The sequence below is a fragment of the Elongatibacter sediminis genome (assembly GCF_037892215.1).
Taxonomy (GTDB): Bacteria; Pseudomonadota; Gammaproteobacteria; order Xanthomonadales; family SZUA-36; genus Elongatibacter; species Elongatibacter sediminis.
The window spans coordinates 208,948-232,862 of sequence record NZ_JAZHOG010000009.1; the positions used below are offsets into that span (position 1 = coordinate 208,948).

The 23,915-nt window shown below is 62.2% G+C and carries 29 protein-coding genes and 1 pseudogene; 21 read left to right on the top strand and 9 right to left on the bottom strand.

All coding sequences use genetic code 11. The features are described 5' to 3' along the window. Position 1: 1 nt before the first annotated feature. Together V3330_RS14205 and V3330_RS14210 are read left to right on the top strand one after the other, a co-directional pair. A complete protein-coding gene (locus V3330_RS14205; RefSeq protein WP_354696099.1) occupies positions 2–2,392 on the top strand; it encodes a protein-disulfide reductase DsbD in 2,391 nt (796 codons plus the stop codon). Between the two features lie 48 nt (positions 2,393–2,440). Beyond that, positions 2,441–3,037, top strand: a complete 597-nt coding sequence (locus tag V3330_RS14210) for a TlpA family protein disulfide reductase (RefSeq protein ID WP_354696100.1) — start codon at positions 2,441–2,443, stop codon at positions 3,035–3,037. Between the two features lie 31 nt (positions 3,038–3,068). Here V3330_RS14210 and V3330_RS14215 read toward each other — a convergent pair whose 3' ends face one another. Next, entirely contained in the window at positions 3,069–3,692 is a 624-nt protein-coding gene (locus V3330_RS14215; RefSeq protein WP_354696101.1) for a sterol desaturase family protein, read from the bottom strand. Between the two features lie 182 nt (positions 3,693–3,874). On the opposite strand from V3330_RS14215, the gene aroQ reads away from it, so the two are divergent. The 13 genes and pseudogenes from aroQ (at position 3,875) to V3330_RS14280 (ending at position 12,308) form a co-directional block, all read left to right on the top strand. Next, entirely contained in the window at positions 3,875–4,315 is a 441-nt protein-coding gene (aroQ, locus tag V3330_RS14220; protein WP_354696102.1) for a type II 3-dehydroquinate dehydratase, read from the top strand. Between the two features lie 46 nt (positions 4,316–4,361). Next, positions 4,362–4,838: an acetyl-CoA carboxylase biotin carboxyl carrier protein gene (accB, locus tag V3330_RS14225; protein WP_354696103.1), complete on the top strand. Its 477-nt coding sequence runs from the start codon at positions 4,362–4,364 to the stop codon at positions 4,836–4,838. 7 nt (positions 4,839–4,845) lie between these two features. Continuing rightward, on the top strand, positions 4,846–6,204 hold the full coding sequence (gene accC / locus V3330_RS14230) for an acetyl-CoA carboxylase biotin carboxylase subunit (RefSeq protein WP_354696104.1): 1,359 nt from the start codon (positions 4,846–4,848) through the stop codon (positions 6,202–6,204). Positions 6,205–6,225: 21 nt separating this feature from the next. After that, a complete protein-coding gene (prmA, locus tag V3330_RS14235; RefSeq protein WP_354696105.1) occupies positions 6,226–7,128 on the top strand; it encodes a 50S ribosomal protein L11 methyltransferase in 903 nt (300 codons plus the stop codon). Beyond that, on the top strand, positions 7,125–7,688 hold the full coding sequence (locus tag V3330_RS14240) for a class I SAM-dependent methyltransferase (RefSeq protein WP_354696106.1): 564 nt from the start codon (positions 7,125–7,127) through the stop codon (positions 7,686–7,688). The genes prmA and V3330_RS14240 overlap by 4 nt, the downstream gene beginning before the upstream one ends. A gap of 96 nt (positions 7,689–7,784) precedes the next feature. After that, positions 7,785–8,048, top strand: coding sequence for a hypothetical protein (locus V3330_RS14245; RefSeq protein WP_354696107.1), 264 nt, complete (start codon positions 7,785–7,787; stop codon positions 8,046–8,048). Next, entirely contained in the window at positions 8,045–8,650 is a 606-nt protein-coding gene (locus V3330_RS14250) for an RHS repeat domain-containing protein (protein ID WP_354696108.1), read from the top strand. Before V3330_RS14245 ends, V3330_RS14250 begins: the two co-directional genes overlap by 4 nt. Before the next feature lie 212 nt (positions 8,651–8,862). After that, a protein-coding gene (locus tag V3330_RS14255; protein ID WP_354696109.1) for an IS5 family transposase occupies positions 8,863–9,605 on the top strand; the annotation gives its coding sequence in 2 pieces (ribosomal slippage) (positions 8,863–9,178 and positions 9,178–9,605; 744 coding nt in all). A 277-nt stretch (positions 9,606–9,882) separates the two neighbouring features. Then, positions 9,883–10,122 (top strand): hypothetical protein, encoded by a 240-nt coding sequence (locus V3330_RS14260; protein ID WP_354696110.1) that lies wholly within the window; start codon positions 9,883–9,885, stop codon positions 10,120–10,122. A 64-nt stretch (positions 10,123–10,186) separates the two neighbouring features. After that, positions 10,187–10,954: a hypothetical protein gene (locus tag V3330_RS14265; RefSeq protein ID WP_354696111.1), complete on the top strand. Its 768-nt coding sequence runs from the start codon at positions 10,187–10,189 to the stop codon at positions 10,952–10,954. A 134-nt stretch (positions 10,955–11,088) separates the two neighbouring features. Beyond that, positions 11,089–11,370, top strand: a pseudogene (locus V3330_RS14270) (transposase); the annotation flags it as partial. A 391-nt stretch (positions 11,371–11,761) separates the two neighbouring features. Next, on the top strand, positions 11,762–12,007 hold the full coding sequence (locus tag V3330_RS14275; RefSeq protein ID WP_354696112.1) for a type II toxin-antitoxin system ParD family antitoxin: 246 nt from the start codon (positions 11,762–11,764) through the stop codon (positions 12,005–12,007). After that, a complete protein-coding gene (locus V3330_RS14280) occupies positions 12,000–12,308 on the top strand; it encodes a type II toxin-antitoxin system RelE/ParE family toxin (RefSeq protein WP_354696113.1) in 309 nt (102 codons plus the stop codon). The genes V3330_RS14275 and V3330_RS14280 overlap by 8 nt, the downstream gene beginning before the upstream one ends. Before the next feature lie 144 nt (positions 12,309–12,452). Here V3330_RS14280 and V3330_RS14285 read toward each other — a convergent pair whose 3' ends face one another. Genes V3330_RS14285 through ppa form a run of 3 tightly spaced genes read right to left on the bottom strand, consistent with a single transcriptional unit; the run spans position 12,453 to position 14,774 of the window. After that, positions 12,453–13,256, bottom strand: a complete 804-nt coding sequence (locus V3330_RS14285) for a polysaccharide deacetylase family protein (protein ID WP_354696114.1) — start codon at positions 13,254–13,256, stop codon at positions 12,453–12,455. A gap of 32 nt (positions 13,257–13,288) precedes the next feature. Beyond that, positions 13,289–14,212, bottom strand: coding sequence for a class I SAM-dependent methyltransferase (locus V3330_RS14290; RefSeq protein ID WP_354696115.1), 924 nt, complete (start codon positions 14,210–14,212; stop codon positions 13,289–13,291). A gap of 13 nt (positions 14,213–14,225) precedes the next feature. Next, positions 14,226–14,774 carry an inorganic diphosphatase gene (ppa, locus tag V3330_RS14295; RefSeq protein ID WP_354696116.1) on the bottom strand — a complete coding sequence of 183 codons (549 nt, stop codon included), beginning with the start codon at positions 14,772–14,774 and terminating at the stop codon, positions 14,226–14,228. Positions 14,775–14,934: 160 nt separating this feature from the next. On the opposite strand from ppa, the gene V3330_RS14300 reads away from it, so the two are divergent. Both V3330_RS14300 and V3330_RS14305 read left to right on the top strand, forming a co-directional pair. Continuing rightward, entirely contained in the window at positions 14,935–15,594 is a 660-nt protein-coding gene (locus V3330_RS14300) for a thymidine kinase (protein WP_354696117.1), read from the top strand. Positions 15,595–15,661: 67 nt separating this feature from the next. Beyond that, the gene (locus V3330_RS14305) at positions 15,662–15,865 is read left to right on the top strand and encodes a hypothetical protein (protein ID WP_354696118.1); all 204 of its coding nucleotides are present in this window, start codon (positions 15,662–15,664) and stop codon (positions 15,863–15,865) included. 63 nt (positions 15,866–15,928) lie between these two features. Here the strand turns inward: V3330_RS14305 and V3330_RS14310 are convergent, their stop codons facing one another. The 5 genes from V3330_RS14310 to radC all read right to left on the bottom strand — a co-directional run bounded on the left by V3330_RS14310 (position 15,929) and on the right by radC (position 19,189). Continuing rightward, positions 15,929–17,062, bottom strand: coding sequence for a trans-sulfuration enzyme family protein (locus tag V3330_RS14310; protein ID WP_354696119.1), 1,134 nt, complete (start codon positions 17,060–17,062; stop codon positions 15,929–15,931). Positions 17,063–17,122: 60 nt separating this feature from the next. Continuing rightward, positions 17,123–17,935: a bifunctional DNA-formamidopyrimidine glycosylase/DNA-(apurinic or apyrimidinic site) lyase gene (gene mutM, locus V3330_RS14315; protein WP_354696120.1), complete on the bottom strand. Its 813-nt coding sequence runs from the start codon at positions 17,933–17,935 to the stop codon at positions 17,123–17,125. 79 nt (positions 17,936–18,014) lie between these two features. Then, positions 18,015–18,182 (bottom strand): 50S ribosomal protein L33, encoded by a 168-nt coding sequence (rpmG, locus tag V3330_RS14320; protein ID WP_354696121.1) that lies wholly within the window; start codon positions 18,180–18,182, stop codon positions 18,015–18,017. Between the two features lie 10 nt (positions 18,183–18,192). Continuing rightward, positions 18,193–18,429, bottom strand: a complete 237-nt coding sequence (gene rpmB, locus V3330_RS14325) for a 50S ribosomal protein L28 (RefSeq protein ID WP_354696122.1) — start codon at positions 18,427–18,429, stop codon at positions 18,193–18,195. A gap of 88 nt (positions 18,430–18,517) precedes the next feature. Then, positions 18,518–19,189: a RadC family protein gene (gene radC / locus V3330_RS14330; protein ID WP_354696123.1), complete on the bottom strand. Its 672-nt coding sequence runs from the start codon at positions 19,187–19,189 to the stop codon at positions 18,518–18,520. A gap of 179 nt (positions 19,190–19,368) precedes the next feature. Here radC and dut point away from each other — a divergent pair, with 179 nt between their 5' ends. From dut to V3330_RS14350, 4 genes are all read left to right on the top strand, one after another. Continuing rightward, complete coding sequence (gene dut / locus V3330_RS14335; protein ID WP_354696124.1) at positions 19,369–19,824, top strand: dUTP diphosphatase; 456 nt, start codon at positions 19,369–19,371, stop codon at positions 19,822–19,824. A 58-nt stretch (positions 19,825–19,882) separates the two neighbouring features. Further along, positions 19,883–22,375: a phosphomannomutase/phosphoglucomutase gene (locus V3330_RS14340; protein ID WP_354696125.1), complete on the top strand. Its 2,493-nt coding sequence runs from the start codon at positions 19,883–19,885 to the stop codon at positions 22,373–22,375. Positions 22,376–22,493: 118 nt separating this feature from the next. Continuing rightward, the gene (locus V3330_RS14345) at positions 22,494–23,042 is read left to right on the top strand and encodes a pseudouridine synthase (RefSeq protein ID WP_435791830.1); all 549 of its coding nucleotides are present in this window, start codon (positions 22,494–22,496) and stop codon (positions 23,040–23,042) included. Positions 23,043–23,195: 153 nt separating this feature from the next. Then, a complete protein-coding gene (locus V3330_RS14350) occupies positions 23,196–23,591 on the top strand; it encodes a hypothetical protein (protein ID WP_354696126.1) in 396 nt (131 codons plus the stop codon). Positions 23,592–23,915: the final 324 nt, after the last annotated feature.

Sequence of the window (23,915 nt, forward strand, 5' to 3'; positions counted from 1 at the left end):
CATGAACATCAAACACAGATCTATTGTCATGCTCCGCACGCTGCTCCTGTTGACGGCGTTCGCCCTTCCGGCCGTTCCGGCCGCCGCCATCTCGCCCGACGAAGTGCGGGATTACGGCGAAGTCTTCGTGATCTCCGGGCATGCGCCGTCCCGGGACCGGATCGAAGTGAGTTGGGACATCGCCGAGGAGTACTACCTCTACAACAATCGTTTTCTGGGCTTTACCGCCAGAACGGACGGTGTGCGACTGGGGACGCCGCAGTTGCCCGCCGGCAAAGTCGAGTTCGACGATCTGCTGGGTGAGGAAGTCGAGAAATGGACCGGCCGCATCACGGTCTCGATACCGCTGGATTCCGTGCCCGCCGGGCTGAGTGGATTTCAGCTCAGTGTTCGCTCCCAGGGCTGCCTGGTGGACGTCCTGTGTTACCCCCCGACCGAACAGGTCGTGCTGATCGGTCTGCCCGCGGCGGCGGAGTCGACCGCCGCCAATGCCGATGCCGCCGAAGAAGTCCTGCCGGCGGCCCCGTTGGCCGGGCTGGCCGATTCGCCGCTGAGCGGACTGGCGGCCGACCCGCTGGCCGGGCTGGGTCAGCAGGATGCCGACCCCGCGCTACCGCCGGAAGAGGCTTTCGTCTACGAATCCATCGGTCTCGATCCGTCCACCGCTCTGGTCCGGTTCACGGCGCAACCGGGTTATTACCTGTACCGCGACAAGTTCGAATTCCGGGTGATGGACGACAGCGGTTTCCGCATCACCGCCGTCGAGTTGCCGGATGGCGTGATCAAGGACGACCCCGAATTTGGCGAGGTGCCCGTGATTTACGGGCTGGTCGAGATTCCGGTGCGCTTCAGCCGGCCGGCTGGCCCGGCCCGCACGGTTTCGCTGCAAGCGGATTTCCAGGGGTGTCGCGATGGCGACATCTGCTATCCGCCGCAAAGCCAGGTGGTCGAGTTCGTCATGCCGGCGGCGGCGACGGCCGTTGGTGGCGAACCGTCGGATCGGGCGCCGGTCGCCGCGGCCGGGAATGTAACACCGGCCGCGGACCGTCCGGACAATAAGGCGGCACCGGCGCCGCCGGTCAGCGAGCAGGACCGGCTGGCCCGCCTGTTGACTGAAAACCCCGGCCGCGCTCTGGTCGCGTTCTTCATCGCCGGCATCCTGCTCGCTTTCACGCCCTGCGTGTTTCCGATGGTGCCGATCCTGTCGGGCATCATCGCCGGCCAGGGCGACCGGCTGACCACGATGCGGGCGTTCTGGCTGTCCCTGGTGTATGTGCTCGCGATGGCGGTGACCTACACCGTCGCCGGCGTGCTGGCCGGGCTGTTTGGACAAAATTTGCAGGCCGTGTTCCAGAATCCGTGGATTCTCAGCGCCTTTGTCGCGATTTTCATCGCGCTGGCCTTCAGCATGTTCGGATTCTTCGAGCTGCAACTGCCTGGCCGGCTGCAGACCCGCCTGTCCGAAGCCAGCGGCCGCCAGCAGGGTGGGCAGATTGGCGGTGTGGCGATAATGGGCTTCCTGTCGGCGCTGATCGTCGGCCCTTGCGTCGCGCCTCCGTTGATGGCCGCGCTGATCGTCATCGGTGCGTCCGGGGACGCGGTGCTCGGGGGCAGCGCGCTGTTCGCCCTGTCCATGGGCATGGGACTGCCGCTGATTCTGTTCGGCGTGTCCGCCGGCAAGATGGTGCCCAGGGCCGGGCCGTGGATGGAGGCCATCAAGCAGGTCTTCGGTGTCGGACTGCTGGCGCTGGCGATCTGGATGCTGGAACGCATCCTGCCGGGCGGGATCATCATGCTGCTGTGGGGTGTGCTGGCCCTGGCCTGCGGCGTTTACCTGGGCGCGCTCGAGCGCATCCCTGAGGGCGCGTCGGGCTGGAAGCGGTTGTGGAAATCGCTGGGTGTGGTGTTGCTGCTGGTGGGCGCGCTGGAAATCATCGGTGCGGCGGCCGGCGGGGACTACTGGCTGCGGCCGTTGGAGTCGCTGCGCGGTGGTTCGGCGGCCGGAACGGAGGCCGATGCGCATGTGGAGTTCCAGCGCATCAAGTCGCTCGACGATCTGGAGTCGGCGGTGGCTGGCGCCAATTCGGCCGGCAAGGGCGCCATGCTGGATTTCTACGCCGACTGGTGCGTGGAATGCATCCGCATGGAGCGGAACACCTTTCCCGAGCCGGAAATCCAGGCCTTGCTGGGCCGTCTGCAACCGTTGCAGGCCGATGTGACCCCACACGACGAAACCGATCAGGCCCTGATGCGGGAATTCGGCATCATCGGCCCGCCGGCCATCCTGTTTTTCGATCGCAACGGGAACGAAATGCGCGAGTGGCGGCTGGTCGGGTATTTTTCACCGAAGGAATTCGCCCGGCACCTCGAAGGCGTGCTGGCGGCGCAGTAAGAGGATGTTTCGAATGCCGGGACCGGGAAATCAGGAGCGCTCGCGATCATGAACCCGCGTGTGTATGTGTTCGTCTTGCTGGTGGCGGTGCTCGCCGGCTTCGGCGGCGCGGCCGCGTACCGGATGATCACCCTGCCGGACCGGGATTTCAGTGCCCCTCCCGCTGACGGTGCAGGACGCGCCGTGGCGGACCCGGCGCGGGCCGCCGCGGGAATGGTGGGCGAGCCGCGCCCCGATTACACCCTGGCCGATCGCGACGGTCAGTTCGTCAACGCCGCCGATTTCGACGGCGGGGTCGTGCTGGTCAATTTCTGGGCCACCTGGTGCAAGCCCTGCCGCGAGGAAATGCCGATGCTGGCGGAGCTGTACCGGACGCGGGCGGACCAGGGACTGGAAATTGTCGGCATCGCGCTCGACGATGTGGCCGCGGCGCGTGATTTCGCCGCGGAACTGGGCATCGAGTACCCGATTCTGATCGGGTCCACCGACGTGATGGCCGTGGTCCGCCTGTACGGCAATGTCAGCGGCGCCCTGCCGTACAGTGTGCTGATCGATCGGGATGGATTGATTCGCTGGACGTACGCCGGTGAACTGGACGAAGCGGAACTCGTACGCCGCGTGGATGCGCTGCTAGAAGCGGGTTAGGGCGCGTTTCGCGTTACCGGTGCGGGTGGGGTCAGGTGCGAAACACGCGGTCCCAGACCGGGGTGGAAACGCCGAATCCCCGCCGGGTATCCCGAAAATGGTGTGCGAGGTGGTGCCGGCGGACGGTGCGAAAGAGCGGGTGCCGGACGTTCTCGGCGTGGTGGATGGCGTAATGCATCATGTCGTAGCCCAGGTAGCCGGCCGCGAATCCCGCAAAAAACCCCCAGCCCGATGTGTCCAGAACGGCCAGAAACCCCCACAGGAACAGCGCGGCGAGCGGGATGCTGACGGTCACCGGCATGACCAGGCGGTCGCGGTCGTTCGGGTACTGGTGATGTACCCCGTGCAGAATGAATTGCAGGCGCTCCTGGAACGGGCCGTGTGGATCGAAGTGAAAAACGAAGCGGTGGAACACGTATTCAAACAGGGACCAGAACAGCGCCCCGGCCGCGAACAGCAGCGCGGTCTCACCCACGCCGGTCCCGTGCCGGATCGACAGGGCCGCGGACGCCACGATGACCGGCCCGAATACCGCCGCCACCGTGACCGGGCTGATGCGGCTGAGCCGTTCCAGCAGGCGGTTGTCCTCGAACATCACCAGCTCGCCCTGGCGCGGAGCGAGATGAGGCGGAATGGCAGGACCGGTGGCGTTCATGGTGGCTGTATTCTAGCGCTCGCAAGCCGTGGGTACACGGCCCCGGATGAAATGTCTTTGCGGAACGGCCCGTGGGCCCACATACCAGAAAGTGCGGTCATCGTCGCCAATACGGCTTCGAACTGTGGACATGTCACCCGCGTTGATGCAGACTTGCGTTCCCCTAGGGCAAGAGTGACATCGTGGCTAAAATCCTTGTGATCAATGGACCCAACCTGAACCTGCTGGGCAGCCGGGAGCCGCAGCAGTACGGGCACAGGACCCTGCAGGAGATCATGGAGGACCTCGAACGATTCGCCGGTGCCTGCGGTCATGAACTCACCCATACGCAGAACAACAGCGAGGGTGGGCTGGTGGACACGGTACACCGCGCCGCCAGCGAGGGGATCGATTACATCATACTCAATCCGGCCGGGTACACGCATACCAGCATCGTGCTGCGCGATGCGATGATCGCGGTTGGCATTCCGTTCGTCGAGGTGCACCTGTCACTGGTTCACGCGCGCGAACCCTTCCGGCAAAAATCGTATTTTTCGGACGTCGCCATCGGCGTCATCACCGGTTTCCAGGGCGAAGGCTACATGTTGGCCCTGCAGGCGATCGTCAACCGCATCGAACCCTGAACACCCGCTGAGCCGCCAACGCCCGCGAGGCAGGAGCTGACTACGCATGGATATCAGAAAAGTAAAAAAACTCATCGAGCTGCTCGAGGACTCCAACCTCACGGAAATCGAAATCGTGGAGGGCGAGGAATCGGTTCGCCTGACCCGCGGGGGTCCGGCCGTGGCGGCGCCCCAGGCCGTGGCGATGCCGGCCGCGGCTCCGGCCTATCCGCCGGCCGCACCCGCGGCCGTTCCGGCACCGGCGGCTCCACAGGGGTCTGCGGGCAGTGAAGAGCAGGAGATCCCGGAAGGCGAGGTGATCCGCTCGCCCATGGTCGGCACGTACTACGCATCACCCAGCCCCGAGGCCGACCCGTTCGTGACCATGGGACAGAAGGTGACGGAGGGCGAGACCCTGTGCATCATCGAAGCGATGAAAATGTTCAACCAGATCGAGGCGGAAGCCACTGGCACCATCGTGGCCATCCTGGCCGAGAACGGGCAGCCGGTGGAGTTCGACCAGCCCCTGTTCGTCATCCGCTGAGCCTGCCATGGCTGTCCTCGACAAGATCGTCATCGCCAATCGCGGTGAAATCGCGCTGCGTATCCTGCGGGCCTGTCACGCCCTGGGCATCAAGACGGTGGCGGTGCATTCAACCGTCGACCGGAACCTCAAACACGTGGCCATGGCCGACGAGTCGGTTTGCATCGGTCCGGCACCGGCGACCGAGAGTTACCTCAATGTTCCGGCCATCATTGCCGCCACCGAAGTGACGGACGCCGTGGCCGTGCATCCCGGTTACGGATTCCTGGCCGAGAACGCGGACTTCGCCGAACGCGTGGAGGAAAGCGGTTTCACTTTTATCGGCCCGCGGCCGGAAACGATTCGCCTGATGGGCGACAAGGTGTCGGCCATCAAGGCCATGAAGGAAGCCGGCGTGCCCTGCGTGCCCGGCTCCGACGGCCCGCTGCCGGCCGATGCCCGGGAATGTCTCGATATCGCGCGCAAGGTGGGTTATCCGGTAATCATCAAGGCAGCGGCCGGTGGCGGCGGACGCGGCATGCGCGTGGTGCACACCGAGGCCCACCTCAGCAACGCCTTGCAACTGACGCGGCAGGAAGCGCAGACGGCGTTCGGGGACGCCACGGTATACCTCGAGAAATTCCTCGAGAATCCGCGCCACATCGAAATCCAGGTCATGGCCGATCAGCACGGCAATGCGGTGCATTTCGGCGAACGCGACTGCTCCACCCAGCGGCGCCACCAGAAAGTCATCGAGGAGGCGCCGGCACCGGGCATTACCCCCGAGCAGAGGGCCGAAATCGGCGGTGTCTGCGTGGAGGCCTGCAAGCGTATCGGTTACCGCGGTGCCGGCACCTTCGAGTTTCTGTACGACAGCGGGAGCTTCTACTTCATCGAGATGAATACCCGTATCCAGGTCGAGCATCCCGTGACCGAGCGCATCACCGGCGCCGATCTGGTGCGGGAACAGATACTGGCCGCGGCGGGCGAGAAGCTGTCGTACCGGCAGGAGGACATCGAATTCCGGGGTCATGCGATCGAATGCCGCATCAATGCCGAGGATCCGGAAACCTTCATGCCGAGTCCGGGGCTGATCAAGGGATTTCACGCTCCGGGTGGCCCGGGCGTGCGCGTGGAATCGCACATCTACGACGGCTACCGCGTACCGCCCAACTACGACTCGATGATCTGCAAGCTGATCTCGCACGGCCCCGACCGCGATATCGCCATCGCGCGCATGCGCGTCGCGCTGGACGAGATCGTCATCAATGGCATTGAGACCAATGTGCCGCTCCACCGGTGGCTGTTGCGCGATCCGGGGTTTCTCGAAGGCGGATTCAACATCCACTATCTGGAAAAACGCCTGGCCGAAAAAGCCGGGTCCTGACGGGCGGACCGAGGCCGGAACATGCCCTGGGCCGAGATCAGCCTGACAGTCGATCGCGAGCACGTGCCGCAGGCGGAGGAACTTCTGGAAAACCATGGCGCGCTGGCTGTGACCCTGCTCGATCCCGTCGATGACCCGGTTCTCGAACCGCCCGTGGGTGAGACACCGCTGTGGCCCGTGGTGGAACTGCGCGCGCTGTTTCCCGAACACGCCGATCGGGACGGCGTGCTGGATGCGGTACTCGGCCTGCCCGGGGTGAGCCGTCCGGATGCGGCGGCCTGGACCCGGGTCGAGGATCAGGACTGGGAGCGGGCCTGGCTGGACCGTTTCCGCCCCATGCGTTTCGGTGAAAACCTGTGGATCGTGCCCACCGGCATGGAGGTCCCGGCCGATGCCGGACAGGTGTTGCGCCTGGATCCCGGCCTGGCCTTCGGTACCGGCACCCATGCGACCACCGCGCTGTGCCTGGACTGGATCGACTCACAGGCCTTCGCCGGCTGCCGGGTACTGGATTACGGCTGCGGGTCGGGTGTGCTTGGCATTGCCGCGGCGCTCAAGGGCGCGGCGCTCGTGCTCGGTATCGACAACGACCCGCAGGCCCTGGCCGCGACTGCAGACAATGCGGGCCGCAATGGTGTGTGCGACCGGGTTCGCTGCCAATTGCCCGATCCTTTCGAGCCGGACTCTTTCGACTTTGTGCTGGCCAACATACTCGCCGCGCCGCTCATCGACCTCGCGCCCCGGCTCGGCGGCTGCCTCGCTCCGGGCGGGAAAATCGTGCTGTCCGGCATTCTCGCGGCCGGCCAGGCGGATGCGGTCGCCGAGGCCTATGCGCCTTACGTGGAGCATATCGAACGGGCCGAGCGCGACGGTTGGGTCCGGTTGACGGGTATCGCCCCGGGCCGGTCCGGAGACGGCACATGAGCGAAGGCGTGCGCATCAACCTGGGTTCGGGCCACTGGAAACTGCCGGGCTGGGTAAACGTGGATCTCGATCGCGACAGCCGCCCTGATGTGTGCGCTGATCTGTCGGCGGGACTGCCGTTCCGCGATCGCTGCGCGGACTACATGCACACCGAGGATTTCATCGATCAACTGGACCTCGAGCACGCCCGCCGTTTCCTGCGTGAATGCCATCGGATTCTGCGGCCGGGCGGGGTGATTCGGGTCCTGACGCCGGATGTGGAGCAACTGGCGCGCATGTATCTCGATGACCCGGACGGGCTGAAAGCCTTGTGGCGGGATCACGTGGGCGTGCCGCTGCGTTACGAAACGCCCGCCGAAATTCTCAATGTCGGCATGCGCTTCGCCGGTCACACCTTCCTGTACGACGCTGAAACGTTTGCGGAACTGGCAACGGACTGCGGCTTTCGGGCCGAGCGGGTCGGGTTCAACCAGAGCGGTCGTGAGCCGTTGCGCGGTCTGGATCTGCGCAGTCCGGACAATGCCATCAGCCTGTATCACGACTGCTATAGGCTGGACTGAACGGCCAGCCGCGTTACAGAGACGCGGCAGATTCTGGGCAACGGCCTCACCAACGCCTACGACCGCCTGCACCGGCTCAACGGCACCAGCCGCTATATGAGCTGGGAGCCGGCCTCCGGCAGCCTGCTGGCCGAGGTGGACTACCGCTACGACGCGCTGGGCAACCTGACGCAGAAGGAAGACTTCGCGTCGAGCTACACCTACGGCCAGAACGCCGGTCCGCACGCGGTCACGTCGGTCAGCCTGGCCGGAGGCGGCACGGTCAACTACAGCTACGACCCCAACGGCAACCTGACCGGGGCGACCGGCGCTCACAGCACCGCCATCACCTACGATGGGTTCAATAAGCCACTGAGGTGACGAAGAACGGGGCCGTCATTACCTTCGACTACGACCCTAACGGCCAGCGCTACCGCCAGACGGGTAGCCGCACGACCCTGTACCTCGACAAGCTGTACGAGGGTGACGGATCCAACCGCCACCAGCTGTACCTGGGCGATTACGGGGTCTATAACCTGGGCGGCCCGTCGGAGTCGGCGGGTCTGAAGTACCTGCACACCGACCGGCTGGGCTCGGTGGTGGCGGTCTCGGATGTGTCCGGCAACCTGGAGGTGACGGCGGGGCGGCACTTCGATCCGTTCGGCAAGCCGCGGGCGGACACGCTGGAGGACAGCGCGGGGCTGAATGGCGCTGACCTCACCACGCGGGGGTTCACGGCTCACGAGCACCTGAACGCGGTCGAGCTCATTCACATGAACGGGCGGGTGTATGACTACCACCTGGGGAGGTTCCTGAGTGTGGATCCGGTGATTCAGTTTCCGGCCAACAGCCAGAGCCTGAACCCGTACAGCTATCTGATGAACAACCCGATGGCGGGGACGGATCCGACGGGGTACACCTGTTCCAGCGACAGCGAGATTGGAACCAGGGTCGGGCCAATATTTTCCAATATAATCTGCTGATTTTACGAGAAATTGTATTTGAATTTTTGCCATGCTTAGAGCTTAAAACTACTATTTCAGTCCAATAATCGCTTCTCTAATCCTTCTGAATAGAAAATTGCGAAAGACTTCTCTTAAATCACTCATTCTTGCCCCAAAATTAGTGCTTTAAGCACCTATGATCTGCCAAAAAACTAGGGCCTGTTAACACTAATTGATGTATACTGAGATGCATGGAAATTACAACATCGCAGTATGAAAAAATCTCGCCATTGCTGCCCAGACAACGGGGTAACGTCTCGTTGAGCAACCTGGATGTCCTTAACGCTATCCTTTACGTTGCGGAACACGGCTGCAAGTGGCGAGGTTTGCCAAAGCGTTTCGGTAATTGGCATACCATCTATACCCGCATGAACCGTTGGGCCAAGAGTGGTGTTCTGGATCGGGTGTTCAGTGAACTTCAGCATCAGGACATCATTCGCGTAAAAGTCGAGGCGGTATCGCTCGATAGCACGATAGTCAAAGTGCATCCCGATGGTACGGGTGCGTTAAAAAAAACGGACCCCAAGCCATCGGCAAGTCGCGAGGTGGATGGACCACCAAAATTCATCTGGTTGCCGCGGATGCTCGTACGGCAGTGAATTTCTCGCTGTCGCCTGGCAACACTCATGATGCCGCGCCAGGGCGGGAACTATTGAAGACCAGCAATCTGTCGGCCAACTTTGTGATCATGGACCGTGCATATGAAGGTAACGAAACGCGCCAACTGGTGCTGGATCTGGGCATGACACCGGTAGTGCCGCCCTGGGAGTACAATCGTGAGTTATACAAGAAGCGTAACGAAGTAGAGCGACTGTTTCGTAGGCTCAAGGGCTTTCGGCGAATCTTCTCTCGTTTCGACAAACTGGATGTGGTTTTCACCTTCTTCATTCACTTCGCTCTTGTCATTGATGCCATTAGTGTTAACAGGCCCTAGTTCAACTACCTAATATTTCTGAGCCTTGTGAAGGCCCGACCCGACCTCGAATGGATGTCGAATTGGCGAATGACAATCGGGTTGCGTTCGCTGTGCAACTAGACCGCGCGTGAAAGTCAATCGACAAAAACGTCGGACTCGCAAAAAGTTAATGCTGAGGTGAGAGAATTTTTACGCATCCTGTACTTTAAGGGAAGTTACGTGCCGTCTCGTTCGTCCGCAAGCGAGCTCACGTAGCTCATTTTGCCTTTCCAAATGAAATTAAGGAGTGCGGAGAATGAAAGAATCGAGCATTGGAAAAGTAGCGAGCGTTATTGCAGCCATTGTCGTGTTGGGGGTTCTCGGTGTATCAGGCGTTGCCCTTGCGGTGGATTCGGTCGTAGTAGGGGATACCAAGTACACCTGTCAAAATCAGTGTGTTGTCGACTCAAATGGCTATGTCTCAGACTCCGGTGGTGGCTGGATTTTCGCTGAGCCCCATGACCCTAACCAGCCGCGACCTGACCCAGACGACTAATCACCAAGGGTAAAGTGGCCGAAGCGATTCGGCCGCTTTACATAGCGCAACGATGGAGAGAAAAGTGAAAATCTTAGGCTTGTTTGTTGGAGTGATGGCTTTAGTGGGTCTCGCTGTCTTTATCTGGCCCAGCAATTCTCCACAGAAAGTCACCATTGATTTTGGCGTCCCAGCGGACGGCACTAGTGTCGTGGACACGGGTGAACTGTCCACCGCGTCCAATGATTCTGTGAATCATCATGATGAAGTGCCTTCAGGAGTGAACGCGCCTAAAGTTGAGAAGAGGAATTCTCACATGACGGAAAGGTACGTTCTCGGTTACAACGACGGTGTTCTTGAAGCAGATAGAGTCAATGGCATTCTCTCTTCGCCAAGCTTTCACGATGTTGTCGAAAGGTTCAAGGATGAGCAACTGGAAAATCCTGCAGCGACGGCTCTCACCGAGGCCTATAGAGAGCTGTTCGACGTGTATCACGAGATTGACGGGTCGGCTGATTTCGCATTGAATGAATTGAGCTGTGGTGAATCGTTATGTATTGGCAGCTTAGAGACGTACGATTCTGGAGAGACGTGGCGACGCTTGGTTACAGAGCATCTTGGCAAGAATGGCGACGCCAAATTCGGCTCAATGATCAGTTACCCCGTCCCAATTGACGATACTACGACTGAACAGCGGTTTGCTTTTACGACTGACCCACAACAGAACGTAATTTTCGACCCCTTGGAAAGCGGTGACCTAATTTACTTTCCACGTGAAGATGGTAATGGCTCTGGCACAGGTGGTGGTTCGGGCGACGAGCCTAACCCGGGCGGTGAAGCAGGAAGCGAGTAAGCCGGTAGATTGCAGCTGAGTAATTGGTGAATTGTTCAAACCTGCTCATGCGTATTTGATTGCCTCACCGGTTGTCTTGGGAGTGTTAGAAATTCTGTGTCAATCCTTTAATCTAGGCAATAGAGGATTGAACCATGACAGAGAAATTCGATTTTGAACAGGCTCTGGCCGATCTCAAGGCGGGCAAGCCGATCACCGGCAAAGACAGTGTACTGGGCCCTTTGGTCAAGCAGCTGACCGAGGCTGCGCTCAAGGCAGAAATAGACTCACACCTGGCCCAGGAAGTTGCGCCTAACCGCAAGAACGGCAAGTCCCGTAAGACCATGAAGAGCACTTCCGGTGAGTTTGAACTGGAGACGCCCCGCGACCGTGCCGGCACTTTCGAGCCCAAGCTGGTCAAAAAGCACCAGACCCAGAACCAGGGTCGGGCCAATATTATCCATTATAATCTACTGATTTTACGAGAAATTGTATTTGAATTTTTGCCATGCTTAGAGCTTAGAACTACTATTTCAGTCCAAAAATCGCTTCTCTAATCCTTCTGAATAAAAAATTGCGGGAGATTTCTCTTAAGTCACTCATTCTTGCCCCAAAATTAGTGCTTTAAGCAACTATGCTCTGCCAAAAAACTGATTCAACTACCTAACATTTCTGAGCCTTGTGCAGGTCCGACCCGACCTTGGACCCAGGTCCGACCCGACCTTGGCACTAACATTTCTGAGCCTTGTGCAGGTCCGACCCGACCTTGGCAGGTCGCCGACCTTGGTATGCTATACTGCATCAATCGTATGATGTTGAGATGAAGTTATGGCTACCGTTCGTAAGACCATTACCCTGACTGACGCTCAAGACGACTGGATCAAAGCGCAGGTCGCCAACGGCGACTTCACCAACGACAGCGAGTATTTCCGGGACCTCATCCGTCGCGACCAGCAAAAGGAACGTGTCCTGAAGGCCGCTATTGATGAAGGAATAGCAAGCGGCCCGAGTACTCACGGCATTGACGATATCTGGGCAGAGGCTGAAGCGCGCTACCTGGCGTCGAATGGCTGATTACCTTCTCTCTCGTCGCGCGGCAACAGATCTTGAGGCCATTGCCGAATTTACGATAAAGCGTTTTGGGATCGAACAGGCACGACGATATCGCGATGAGCTTAAGACCTGCCTGGAGAATCTGGCCAAGAATCCCAATATGGGTCGGCGGGTCGAACAACTTGCGAAAGGGCTGCGTCGATTCGAGCACGGGTCGCACATCATTTTCTATCTCGCTGGCGGTGATACTGTCCTCATTGTTCGCTTGCTGCACTACCGAATGGATGTGGGAAAACACCTTTATGGACTGCTCGGAAGTTAGCGGTTCATAAGTTCTGCAGATCGAGTAGCCCAGGCGCCGGCCGGGTTCACGCTGAACTGACAATCGGTGACGGTGAACGCCAGCCATGACGCACTTCTGACCCGCTTCGCTACGAGTACTGACGCAAAGTCCGGGCTAGTGTGGTTAGTTTTTGAGCAGGGCGATCAATTCGTCCGGCGTGGTCCAGTCGCGGCCGCAGACGTATCGCGGCAGGTCCCAGCGGTTTGACTTTGCCGTGACCGGACCGGGGTCGGTGCCCAGGGCCGCGCGGCATCCGTGTACCGCGGGGAATTCCGGAAAAAACGTTTCGCGAATGTAGCGGCTCGATTCTCCGAAGGGATAAGCGAAGTAACGCGGCCAGCGCCCGGTGCGCGCGGCAATTGTGCCGGCGGCGCGAACGACCTGTTCCAGGCATTGCTCATGGGTGTCGACTGCGTGAAAACTGCCGCGGTCGTCGCCTTCCAGGTCCGGGTGGTTGTGATCCCAACCGTGATTTTCTACCGCAATCAGCCCGCCGCGGTCGGTGGCTTCCCACCAGTCGTCGCTGATCCAGCCGTGGCCGAACAGGGAGCCCGCATCGATGGACTGGCGGGCTTCGCTGCTGGCGATGACGAAGGTGGTGGCATGCAGATCACGCGCGGGCGGCACGGCCTGCCGCACGCCCTTCAGAATCGCGGCGAACGCGCGCTGCATCCCGTGGCCGGGATAGTCGATGTCGCGCACGTCGAAATCGCAGCCGTCATCGAAGCTCAGCACCACCGCCCGTTTCAGTTCCCGCGGCGCCTTGCCGCGGTCCAGCGCATCGACCAGCCGATCCAGTGGAACGACCCGGAAGCCGGCCGCGTAAATGGCGGGCAGGTCGGTCGCCAACGCCGCGTGATCGTTGTCCGCGGTGGACTCGCCCTGAACGTTCTGGGAGTGGTAGGTAAGTATCGGTACCTTCAGCATGGCGGCTCGCACGACACCGGACCGGGCCCGTGTCAGGCCGGAGGCTCGCCCCAGAGCTCGGCGTTCTTGCGCCACAGTGCCAGCAGATAGGGCCGGAACAGATCGACCTCTTCGGCGGGTGCCGCCGCATCCACCTGTTCGAGCATCTGCCGGGCCGTGATCTTGCCGAAGATCACATCCACGAACAGTCCGAAGAACTCCGCGTACAGTGGTGAGTACGCGATGCGGGCCGCGTCGCGCTCCAGGCGAGCGTGCTCACTGGCCATGCGCTCTTCATCGAGATCGCGGCCGGCCACGATCTGCACCGACTGCGATTCCGCGTAGTTGGCCAGGGGCTGAAAGCCGGCCTTGCGGACGTAGAGCTCGAACTCCTCGGGGGTGCAGAACTGGTTGCGCGCAATGTCCTTGCGCTGCTTCTGGTCGGCGCCGTCCCAGACCAGCGGTTCGTATTCCCAGCGCCGCCAGCCGATCGGGTGCACCAGGTTCCAGGTTTCGACGAAAATCAGGCCGCCGGGGCGCACCACGCGGTGCAGGTCCTGCAGGTAGAGATACAGGTCCTCCTTGTCCATGTGGCAGAACACCGCGATCGAGTAAGCCTTGTCGATGCTGGCGTCCTCGAGCATTTCGAGTTTCGAGCGATTGAGCTGATGAAAATGGGCGTTCGGACGGTCGGCAAGGCGTTCCCGGGCGTGCCGCAGCATGTTCTCGGAGATATCCACGCCGGTCCACGAAGCGCAGCGGCCGGTGAGTTCGCGGCCGATGCGGCCGACGCCGCAGCCCAGTTCCAGGACCCGGTCTTCGGGTCCGATGTCCAGCGCGGCCTGGACCTGATCGGCGGTCCAGCGGCCGGTGTGCTGGACAATGGACTCGTCGGTGGAGCCATCGACCGCGGCCATGGCCGCTTCGGCGCTCAGTGCGCGGCTGTCCCAGGTGTCTTTGTAGCTGGTCGCATTCATCGGGCGTTGTCGCTCAGAAATTGGGCTGTTGGGGTGAAGACTTGTAGCGTGCCACGGCATCGATGATTTCGGTGCGGGCGGCGTCCAGGTTCTCCCAGCCGCTGACTTTGACCCATTTGCCGCGCTCGAGATCCTTGTAGTGGGAGAAGAAATGCTCGATCTGCATGCACAGCAGGGTGTCGATGTCTTCCACCGACTTGACGTCACGATACAGGCCGGTGATTTCCGTGACGGGCACCGCCAGGACCTTGGCATCGTCGCCGGCCTCGTCCTCCATGCGCAGCAGTCCCACCGGGCGGCAGCGCACGACCACGCCCGGCAGCAGCGGGTAAGGCATCACCACCAGCACGTCAACGGGGTCGCCGTCGCCGCAGATGGTGTGCGGCACGTAGCCGTAGTTGCACGGATAGTGCATGGCGGTTTTCAGCATGCGGTCCACGAAAATCGCCCCGGAACTCTTGTCGACCTCGTACTTGATGGCCGGGCTGTTCATCGGAATTTCGATAATGACATTGACGTCGTCGGGGACGTGGTTGCCTACGGGTACTTGATCCAAACTCATTCGGCGTATCTCACTTGCTTAAACATTGGCGGGGCCAGCCGGCCATTATAGTCGGGTGCCGGGGTTGGGGACACCTTGGCGGGGCTTTGGTGGGATTCGGGGTGGGGCGTCAGTAAAATGCGGGGCGTGCGGGCCCGGATGGGCGGTTTGCGAGGGCGGGATGGCCAAGCTGTACTTCTATTACTCGGCGATGAATGCCGGCAAGACGACGGTGTTGCTCCAGTCGGCGCACAATTACCGCGAACGCGGCATGGAGCCGTTACTGTTCACGCCGGCGCTGGATGATCGCCACGGTCGCGGAAGAATCCGTTCCAGGATCGGTCTGGAAGCCGAGGCTTTGACCTTCGGAACTTCCGATGATCTGCTCACGGCGGTCGAAGGGGAGCTCGCAAGCCGCAATATCCACTGTGTGCTCGTCGACGAGGCGCAGTTTCTCAGCCGTGACCAGGTCTTCCAGCTTTCCGAGGTGGTCGATCGCCGGGGCATTCCGGTGTTGTGTTTCGGCCTGCGCACGGATTTTCAGGGCGAGCTGTTCGAGGGCAGCCGCTACTTGCTGGCCTGGGCCGACCAGTTGGAGGAAATCAAAACCATCTGCCATACCGGCCGCAAGGCGACCATGGTGGTGCGGGTGGACGACGATGGCTACGCGATCCGGGAAGGCTCGCAGGTCGAGATCGGTGGCAACGAGCGCTACGTGTCGGTGAGCCGCAAGGTCTTCAAGGATGTGTTTTTCGGCGGCAAACGGGTGCGGTTGATCGATCCGCTGGAGCGCCGGCCCGCCGGTGACGGCCCGGCGGGGCAGGACGACCTGCTAGACTGAAGTTCCGGTGTGCCACGGTCCGGGGCGCCGGGCAAGGCGAATCCGGGCCGGCAGGAGGATCGCCGCCATGCGCTTTATGCTGATACTCATCATCGTGTTGCTGCTGGCCTACAAGTGGTGGCCGCGCGATGAACCCCCACCGGTCGAAGAGACCTTCATTGGCGACCAGATCCAGCCCCTGCGCAAGGCCGAACGATTCCAGGAAAAGGACTACAACGACGCGCTGGACCGGCACCGCGAAAAACTGGATGCCGCCACCGACGACGGTTGAGCGACGTGCCGCTGGCGGCGCGCGCTGCGCTCTCGCGGCGGCTCCGCCGGGTGCGCTGTTCCGTCAAGCGGCGGCCGCGAGCGCCTGTTCCAGATCGTCGATCAGGTCCTGAGGATCCTCGATGCCGGTCGACAGCCGGATCAGGGCATCGCGGATGCCCAGCCGTTCGCGTTCGGCGGCCGGCATCTTCTGGTGAGACGTCGCGACCGGCTGGCACACGGTGGTTTCCACACCGCCCAGGCTGACCGCGCAGGCAATCAGGCGCAAGGCCCTGAGGAAGCGAACGGGATCGACATCAGCGGCGAGATCGAAACTGAGCATGGCGCCAAAATCATCCATCTGGCCGGCCGCGATCTCGTGGCCCGGATGCGAGGCCAGTCCCGGGTAGTAGACCCGCTCGATACGGCCGTGGGCGTCCAGGGCCTCGGCGAGCGTCCGGGCATTGGCGCTCTGGCGCCGAACCCGGAGGTCGAGGGTTTTGAGGCTGCGTTCGAGCAGGGCGCAGTCCTGGGCGTTCAGGCTGCCCCCGTGCATCAACGCGTGGCCGCGCAGGCGCTCGATCAACTCCCCGGATCCCGTGATGGCGCCACAACACAGGTCGCTGTGGCCGCCCAGGTACTTGGTGCCGCTGTGCACGACGAGGTCGAAGCCATGGTCGACGGGGTTCTGCAGCACCGGCGTGGCGAAGGTGCCGTCGATGACCGACCAGGCGCCGTGTTCGGCGGCGATGCCGGCGATGGCCCGCAGGTCCAGCACGGTCAGCAACGGGTTGGTCGGCGATTCGATATACAGCATGCGTGTTTCCGGGCGCAGCGCCTTCCGGAAGTCTTCGGGGTCGGCGCCAACGAAACTGCAGGTCATGCCCAGCCGCTCGAGCTCCGTGGACACCATCGCATGGGTGCCCCCGTACAGCCCTTCCAGGAAAATCACGTGGTCTCCGGGCTGCAGCAGGCCGAGGATGACCGTGCTGATCGCCGCCATGCCGGAACTGGTCACGATTGCCGCCTCGGCGTGTTCGAGCGCGGCGATCTTCTCGGCCACGACCAGGCTGTTGTGGGTATTGAAGTAACGCGGATAGCGCACTTCGCTGTCATCGAGGTACTCGATGGCCGAGGACGTGAAAATCGGGGTATTGAGGCCGCCGAAATTCAGTTCCCTGCGGGTGCCGGCGTGGACGGCAAGCGTCGCTTTGTTCATTTGATGAATCCTCGATGGTGTGATGCGCCCGCTGCCTGCGGCGCTTCGTTCAAGCTGCCGTCAGCGTTGGCAGCGGATGCAGTAGAAGCTCGAGCGCTGGCCGATGACCCGGCGGCGAATCGCCGTGCCGCACTGGAAACACGCATGTCCCTCACGGTCGTAGACCAGCAGCTCCTGGGCAAAATAACCGGGCGTGCCCGAAGAGTCGAGAAAATCGCGCAGGGTCGTTCCACCGTGTTCCACGGCGCGTTGCAAAACGTCGCGGATGGCCGCGGCCAGGCCCTGGTAGCGTGCTCTGGAAATGCGCCCCGCGGGCCGGGTGGGGTGAATGCCCGCCATGAACAGGGCTTCGGATGCGTAGATGTTGCCCACCCCGACCACCACGTGGCCGTTCATGACGAAGTTCTTGACGGCACCCCGCAATCCCCGGGACCGCTGCCACAGGTGGTCGCCGGAAAAATCATCGCCCAGGGGCTCGGGGCCGAGATCACGCAGCAGCGGGTGGTCGCCCGCCGGCGTGTCCCACCACAGCAATGCGCCGAAGCGCCGCGGGTCGTGAAACCGGATGCAGTTCCCGGCGTCCGTGACGAGGTCGAAATGGTCGTGGGGGCGGGGCGGGTCGCCTTCGCGCACGATGCGCATGGAGCCTGACATGCCCAGATGGCACATCAGGCCGCCGCCGCCCATGTCGATCAGCAGGTACTTGGCGCGCCGCCGAAGCTCCCGTACCGTGCGTCCACAGGCCTGTTGCACCGTGTCCGGCACCGGCCAGCGCAGCGCGGGGTTACGGACGCGCACCTCGGTGATGATCCGCCCGTCCAGCGCCGGGCGGATGCCGCGCAGGGTGGTTTCGACTTCAGGCAACTCAGGCATCGGGACATTATCGGCGGCGGACGGGCGAAAAAAAACCCGCCACGAGGGCGGGTCTTTTCGACAGCGAAGGCTTTGTCGGTTATTTGATCTTGCCTTCCTTGTAGATAACGTGCTTGCGCACCACCGGATCGTACTTTTTGATTTCCATCTTTTCCGGCGTGTTCTTCTTGTTTTTGTCCGTGGTATAGAAGTGTCCCGTCCCGGCAGAGGACGTGAGGCGGATTTTTTCGCGGGCGCTTTTGGCCATGATGCTCTCCTTAAACCTTTTCGCCGCGGGCGCGCAGGTCTTTGAGCACCGATTCGATGCCTTTCTTGTCGATAATGCGCAGACCCTTGGTCGATACCCGCAGCTTCACCCAGCGGTTCTCGCTTTCCACCCAGAAACGGTGGTTGTGAAGGTTGGGCAGAAAACGCCGCTTGCTCTTGATATTGGAGTGCGACACGTTGTTACCGGTGATCGGACGCTTACCGGTTACCTGGCAAACTCTGGACATGGGAATACCCGCCAAACTGATTAGGTTAGTGACAAAAAAGTAGCCGCACTTTATACCCCAACACGGGCCCGGTTGCAACAAATGCCGGTCAGATCAATCCGCGGGAAGCCATGGATACCGGTGACCCTTCACCGATCACGAAATGATCGAGCAGGCGGATATCCAGCAGGGAAAGGGCTTCTTTGAGGCGCCGGGTGATGGCCTGGTCGGCCAGGCTCGGTTCGCACACGCCCGAAGGATGATTGTGGGCGACGATCAGGGCCGCGGCGCCGTGGCGCAGCGCTTTCTCGGCCACCACGCGTGGATACACCGTCGCTCCGTCGATGGTTCCGTGGAACAGCTCCTCGAACGCAATCACGCGGTGACGGGTGTCCAGGAAGAGGCAGGCGAAGACCTCGTGCGGATGATCGCGCAGCACCGACTTCAAATACCGCTCGGTGGCGCCCGGGCTCTCCAGGGCGGCACCGCGCACAAGCGATTCGCGCAGATATCGCCGGGACAGCTCCAGCACCGCGGCCAGTTGGGCGGACTTCGCCGGGCCCAGGCCGGGTTGTCGTTCCAGCGCGTCGGCTTCGGCGCACAGCAGGCCGCGCAAGCCGCCGAACCGTTCGATCAGGCGGCTGGCCAGGCGGCCTACCGGCAGCGACGCCGAACCCGAGCGCAGCAGGACGGCCAGCAGTTCGGTATCGGACAGGGCGGCCGGGCCGTGCCGGACCAGGCGTTCGCGCGGTTGCAGGTTGTCGGGGCCGGGCCGGGTCATCGGGTCATCGGGTCATCCACGGGCTTGTTTGTGCAGTGTGACCGGACCGAACCGATGGTGACAGGGCAAATCGTCCATCAAGACCGTAGGTTTTTAGCGCGGGCCCGCGACGGCAGCGCTTGCGCCTGAGGCTTGCTATCATTGCGGCGAACCTCAGCGGTAACAGGGATGAACAGACGTTGAAGCCCGTCCAGATCAAGGCCATCGACCCCCGATTGGGCAAGGAATTTCCACTGCCCGCGTACGCGACGGACGGCTCAGCCGGCATGGACCTGCGTGCCTGCCTGGACGACGCCCTGCCGGTTCCCCCGGGTGAAACCCGCCTGATTCCCACTGGTTTCGCCATGCATCTGGGCGATTCGGGGCTGGCCGCCGTGATCCTGCCGCGTTCGGGACTGGGCCACAAGCACGGCATCGTGCTGGGCAACCTGGTCGGCCTGATCGACAGTGATTATCAGGGTCAGGTATTCGTGTCGTGCTGGAACCGGTCGGACACGGCCTTCATCGTGGAGCCGGGTGCGCGCATCGCCCAACTCGTTTTTCTTCCGGTTGTCCGGGCGGATTGGGAACTGGTGGACGAATTCGAAGCCTCCAGCCGGGGAGAAGGCGGATTCGGGCATACGGGCAGACATTGAGCGCCACTGCTGGCGTCGGTACATCGGCGGTGAGTGCATATTCTGGAGTGAATGATCGATGATCGACCTCAGGGAGAAACTGCAGCAATTGCTCGATTCGATGGGCGGGCGCCGGGTCGACCTGAAATGGCTCATCCTGCTGGCCGTGGTCGGTGTCGCCCTGGTGGTGGTTCCCATCGCGCTCGAAATCTCGGACCAGACCCGTCGGGCGGCCATTGAACGCCTCGAATCGGAAGGCCATGCTGCCGCGGAGCGCCTGACCGAAGTCAGCGCCCAACTGCACACGTTGCTCACCGATGTCGAAGTGCAGAACCTGGCGCGCCGCGCGCTGGCCAATCCCGAAACCCTGCCGGATTTGAGGCAGTACGTTGACGGCCGCATCCCGGAAGTCCGAGATGTTCGGGTGTTCGACGCCGACCTGGCCGATTACGACCCCGTTGCAGCCGGGGCCAATGGTTTCGCCTTGCTGGACATGATGCTCATGGCCGAGGCCGGGCAGAATCCTCCGCAGCAGATTCACAGCAGCCTGGAAACACCACTGCTTTACGATGTCGCGGTGGTGAGCGACGGGGATGAAGCTGCCGGTTACCTGGCGGTCGGGGTCGAGCCGGCATTCATCGCCAGCCGTTTCGAGTCCGAGACGTTTTCCAGTGGCTACGCGGCGCTGACGCAGTACAACGGCCGCCAGCCAGCCACGGTGCTCGAGCGGGTGGGCAGTCTCGAGGGCGGCGACAGCCTCCCCCAGCGGCTGCCGGTGAGCGGAACCCTGTTGCGCATCGAGCAGCCGATGATGACCTATGTCGAGTACCTGCCGTTTTCGATGTTGCTGATTTTGCTGCTGGTCGGCGCGCTGACGCTGACGGCCACGGTGTTTCTGTACCGAAAGAACAAGGAATGGGCGGAGCAGAGGGCGGAGCGGGAACGCCGCAAGGGTGATGGGCCGGCCGAAGACGAAGTGCTCGAGGCCGACCCGGGAGATATCGTGCCGGCGGCGAAGCCGGCGCCGGCCGACGAAGGCGATCAGGAAGGGCTCGTCGCGGAAACGCCGGACGCAGATGGAGAGAAGGCGGCGGAGGAAAGCTCTGGAGCCGCCCCGCTGGAACCCGAGGCTCCGCCGATGCAATTGCGCTACAACGTCTCGGAACGCATCCGCAAAAAGAGAGAGCCCCTGCCGCCGGTGGACCTGAGGCCGGAAATCTTTCGCGCCTACGACATCCGCGGCATCGTCGGCAAAACACTCGATGCCGGCATCGCGCGCCAGGTAGGCCAGGTGCTGGGCACCCTGGCACTGGAAAAAGACGCCGGCCCGGTGGTCGTCGCCCGGGACGGGCGCCTGTCCGGACCCGACCTCGTCGACGGCATGATCGAAGGCATCACCGCCAGCGGCTGCGATGTACTCGACATCGGCGCCGTCCCGACCGGCGTGCTGTATTACGCCGCCTACGAGAGGGCCCGGGGCACCGGGGTCATGATTACCGGCAGCCACAATCCTCCCGATTACAACGGCTTCAAGATCATGCTGGCCGGCCATCCGTTGCACGGAGCGGCGATCCGGCGTATTCACGAACGCATCGTCGAAGGGGAGTTCCGGGTCGGTGAGGGCAGCGCCGAGCAAGCGGATGTGCTGGACGATTATCGGGAGCGAATCGCCGGCGACATCAAGCTGGATCGCCCGTTGCGCGTGGTCATCGACTGCGGCAACGGCATTGGCGGCATTTGCGCGGCCGACGTGCTGCGAGCCGTGGGCGCCGAAGTGCTGCCGCTGTTCGACGAGGTCGACGGCACCTTCCCCAACCATCACCCCGACCCGAGCGATCCGGAAAACCTCGAGGATCTGATCGAGTCCGTACGTCTGATGGATGCCGATATCGGGCTGGCGCTGGACGGCGATGCCGACCGGCTGGGCGTGGTCACCCTCGGCGGCAGCATCATCTACGCCGACCGCATCATGATGCTGCTGGCCATGGACGTGCTCGACCGCATGCCGGGCGCCACCATCATTTACGACGTCAAGTGCACCGGCCACCTGGCCAAAGTGATCAGGGAAGCCGGTGGCAATCCGGTGATGTACAAGACGGGCCATTCGCTGATCAAAGCGCGGATGAAGGAAATCGATTCTCCGTTCGCCGGTGAAATGAGCGGGCATTTCTTCTTCGGCGAACGCTGGTACGGCGTGGATGACGGCATCTACGCCGCGGCGCGGCTGCTGGAAATCCTGGCGGGCGCCGAAGCCCCTCCCGAGGCCATTCTCAATGCCCTGCCCACCAGCTATTCGACCCCGGAGCTGAAAGTGCATCTGGAGGAAGGCGAGAATCACGCCTTCGTCGAAATCCTCCAGTCCAAGGCGAAGTTCGACGGCGCGCAGGTCAGCACCATCGACGGCGTGCGTGCCGACTGGGAAGACGGCTGGGGCCTGGTGCGGGCGTCGAACACCACGCCCATCCTGGTGGTCCGCTTCGATGCCGAAACCGAGCAGGCGCTGGAACGCATCAAAAACGTGTTCCGCTCCAAGATGCTGGCCATCAATCCGGATCTCGAACTGCCGTTCTGACCCCCGGCAGATTCCGGCTGCTGCGGCGGATCGTGGACTTGCCGCAGGCTTTCGCCGAACCGTGGCAGCGCCTGCAAACCCCGCAAGCGGCCGCCGTGCCGGGAAATGACCGACAGCCGTGCTGATTCTGTTCAACAAGCCCTGGGGCGTACTGAGCCAGTTCACCGATCCGGAAGGGCGGCCGACCCTGGCGGATTTTGTCGATGTGGCCAATGTCTATCCCGCCGGACGCCTCGATCGCGACAGCGAGGGCCTGTTGCTGCTCACCGACGACGGCACCCTGCAGCACCGCATCGCGCATCCCGGCACCGGACTGCACAAAACCTATCTCGCCCAGGTCGAGGGAATTCCCTCGCCGGGGCAATTGAGCCGTCTGCAACGAGGCATCAAACTGAAGGACGGCATGGCGCGCGCCGTGTCGGCCCGCCTGCTGGCCCGCAAACCCGGCTGGCTGTGGCGGCGCGATCCGCCGGTTCGTGTGCGCAAACGCATTGCCGACCGCTGGATCGAAATCACGCTGGACGAGGGCCGCAACCGGCAGGTGCGGCGCATGACGGCGGCAGTGGGTCTGCCCACCTTGCGCCTGGTACGCGTGGCCATCGGCCCGTGGTCTCTGGACGAACTGGCGCCGGGAACATGGGGCAAGGGTGATCCGAACGCCGCCTGATACCGTTTGCCGCTACCCTGAAATGGCCACGAGCATTGTGTTTTCCGCATCATCTTCTTCGTGTCGCCGGGAACCTTTTCTGCAGTTCTACGTCGAATTTCGTATAATGGGTGCAGGTGAATGCATCACCGACCATGCAACCGGGAGGTTCCCATGAAATTGCTGCAGTCCGTCCTTCTCGCCTCGCTTTTGCTGCCGGCGGCGGTTTTCGCCGGTGAGGCCAACAAGGCCCGCATCATCACTTCCGGTGAAAAGCCTTCCGAGTGCATCGCCTCGGTGCACGTGAACCGGATTGACAACCGCGAGGTGAAAGTCGAGGAACTGGGCTTCGATATCGATTCGGGCACCCACACCCTGTCGGCGCGGGCCCGGATCAACACGTCGTTCTGCAAGGCGGTCGGTATCGCCACGGGACGCCACAGCGCGGAACCCATCGAGGCCGAGTTCGAAGCCGGCAAGACGTACTGGATCGGCTACGATCACAGCGCTTCCAACCGGCGTGACTGGAAGCTTGTCATCTGGAAGGTCGAAGACAGCCCGCAAAGCTGACCGTCGATCTCCGTCCTGGAGTTCCCCCAACACGGGAACTCCATCTGCTGTAATCGAAGAGCGCTCGGCCATTTGGTGCGGTTTCGAGGATGACAACGGAAAACCTTCACGTCCGAACCGGTGAGCCGGCAGGCGTTACGGTACATTCCCCTAAGGGCCTTAGTGCAATAGCCTGGAGACCTCGCCGGTTTCGCGTGAGCTGAATTCTGCTTATCTGAATGGCTCATGGAAACCGTGCCTTCGAGCAGGCAGGCGCTGCGGCACATTCCCCTCAGGGGACGGCGTGGACCCTTCCCTGGGGCCTTCGCGCCGCCGTCCTGGCGG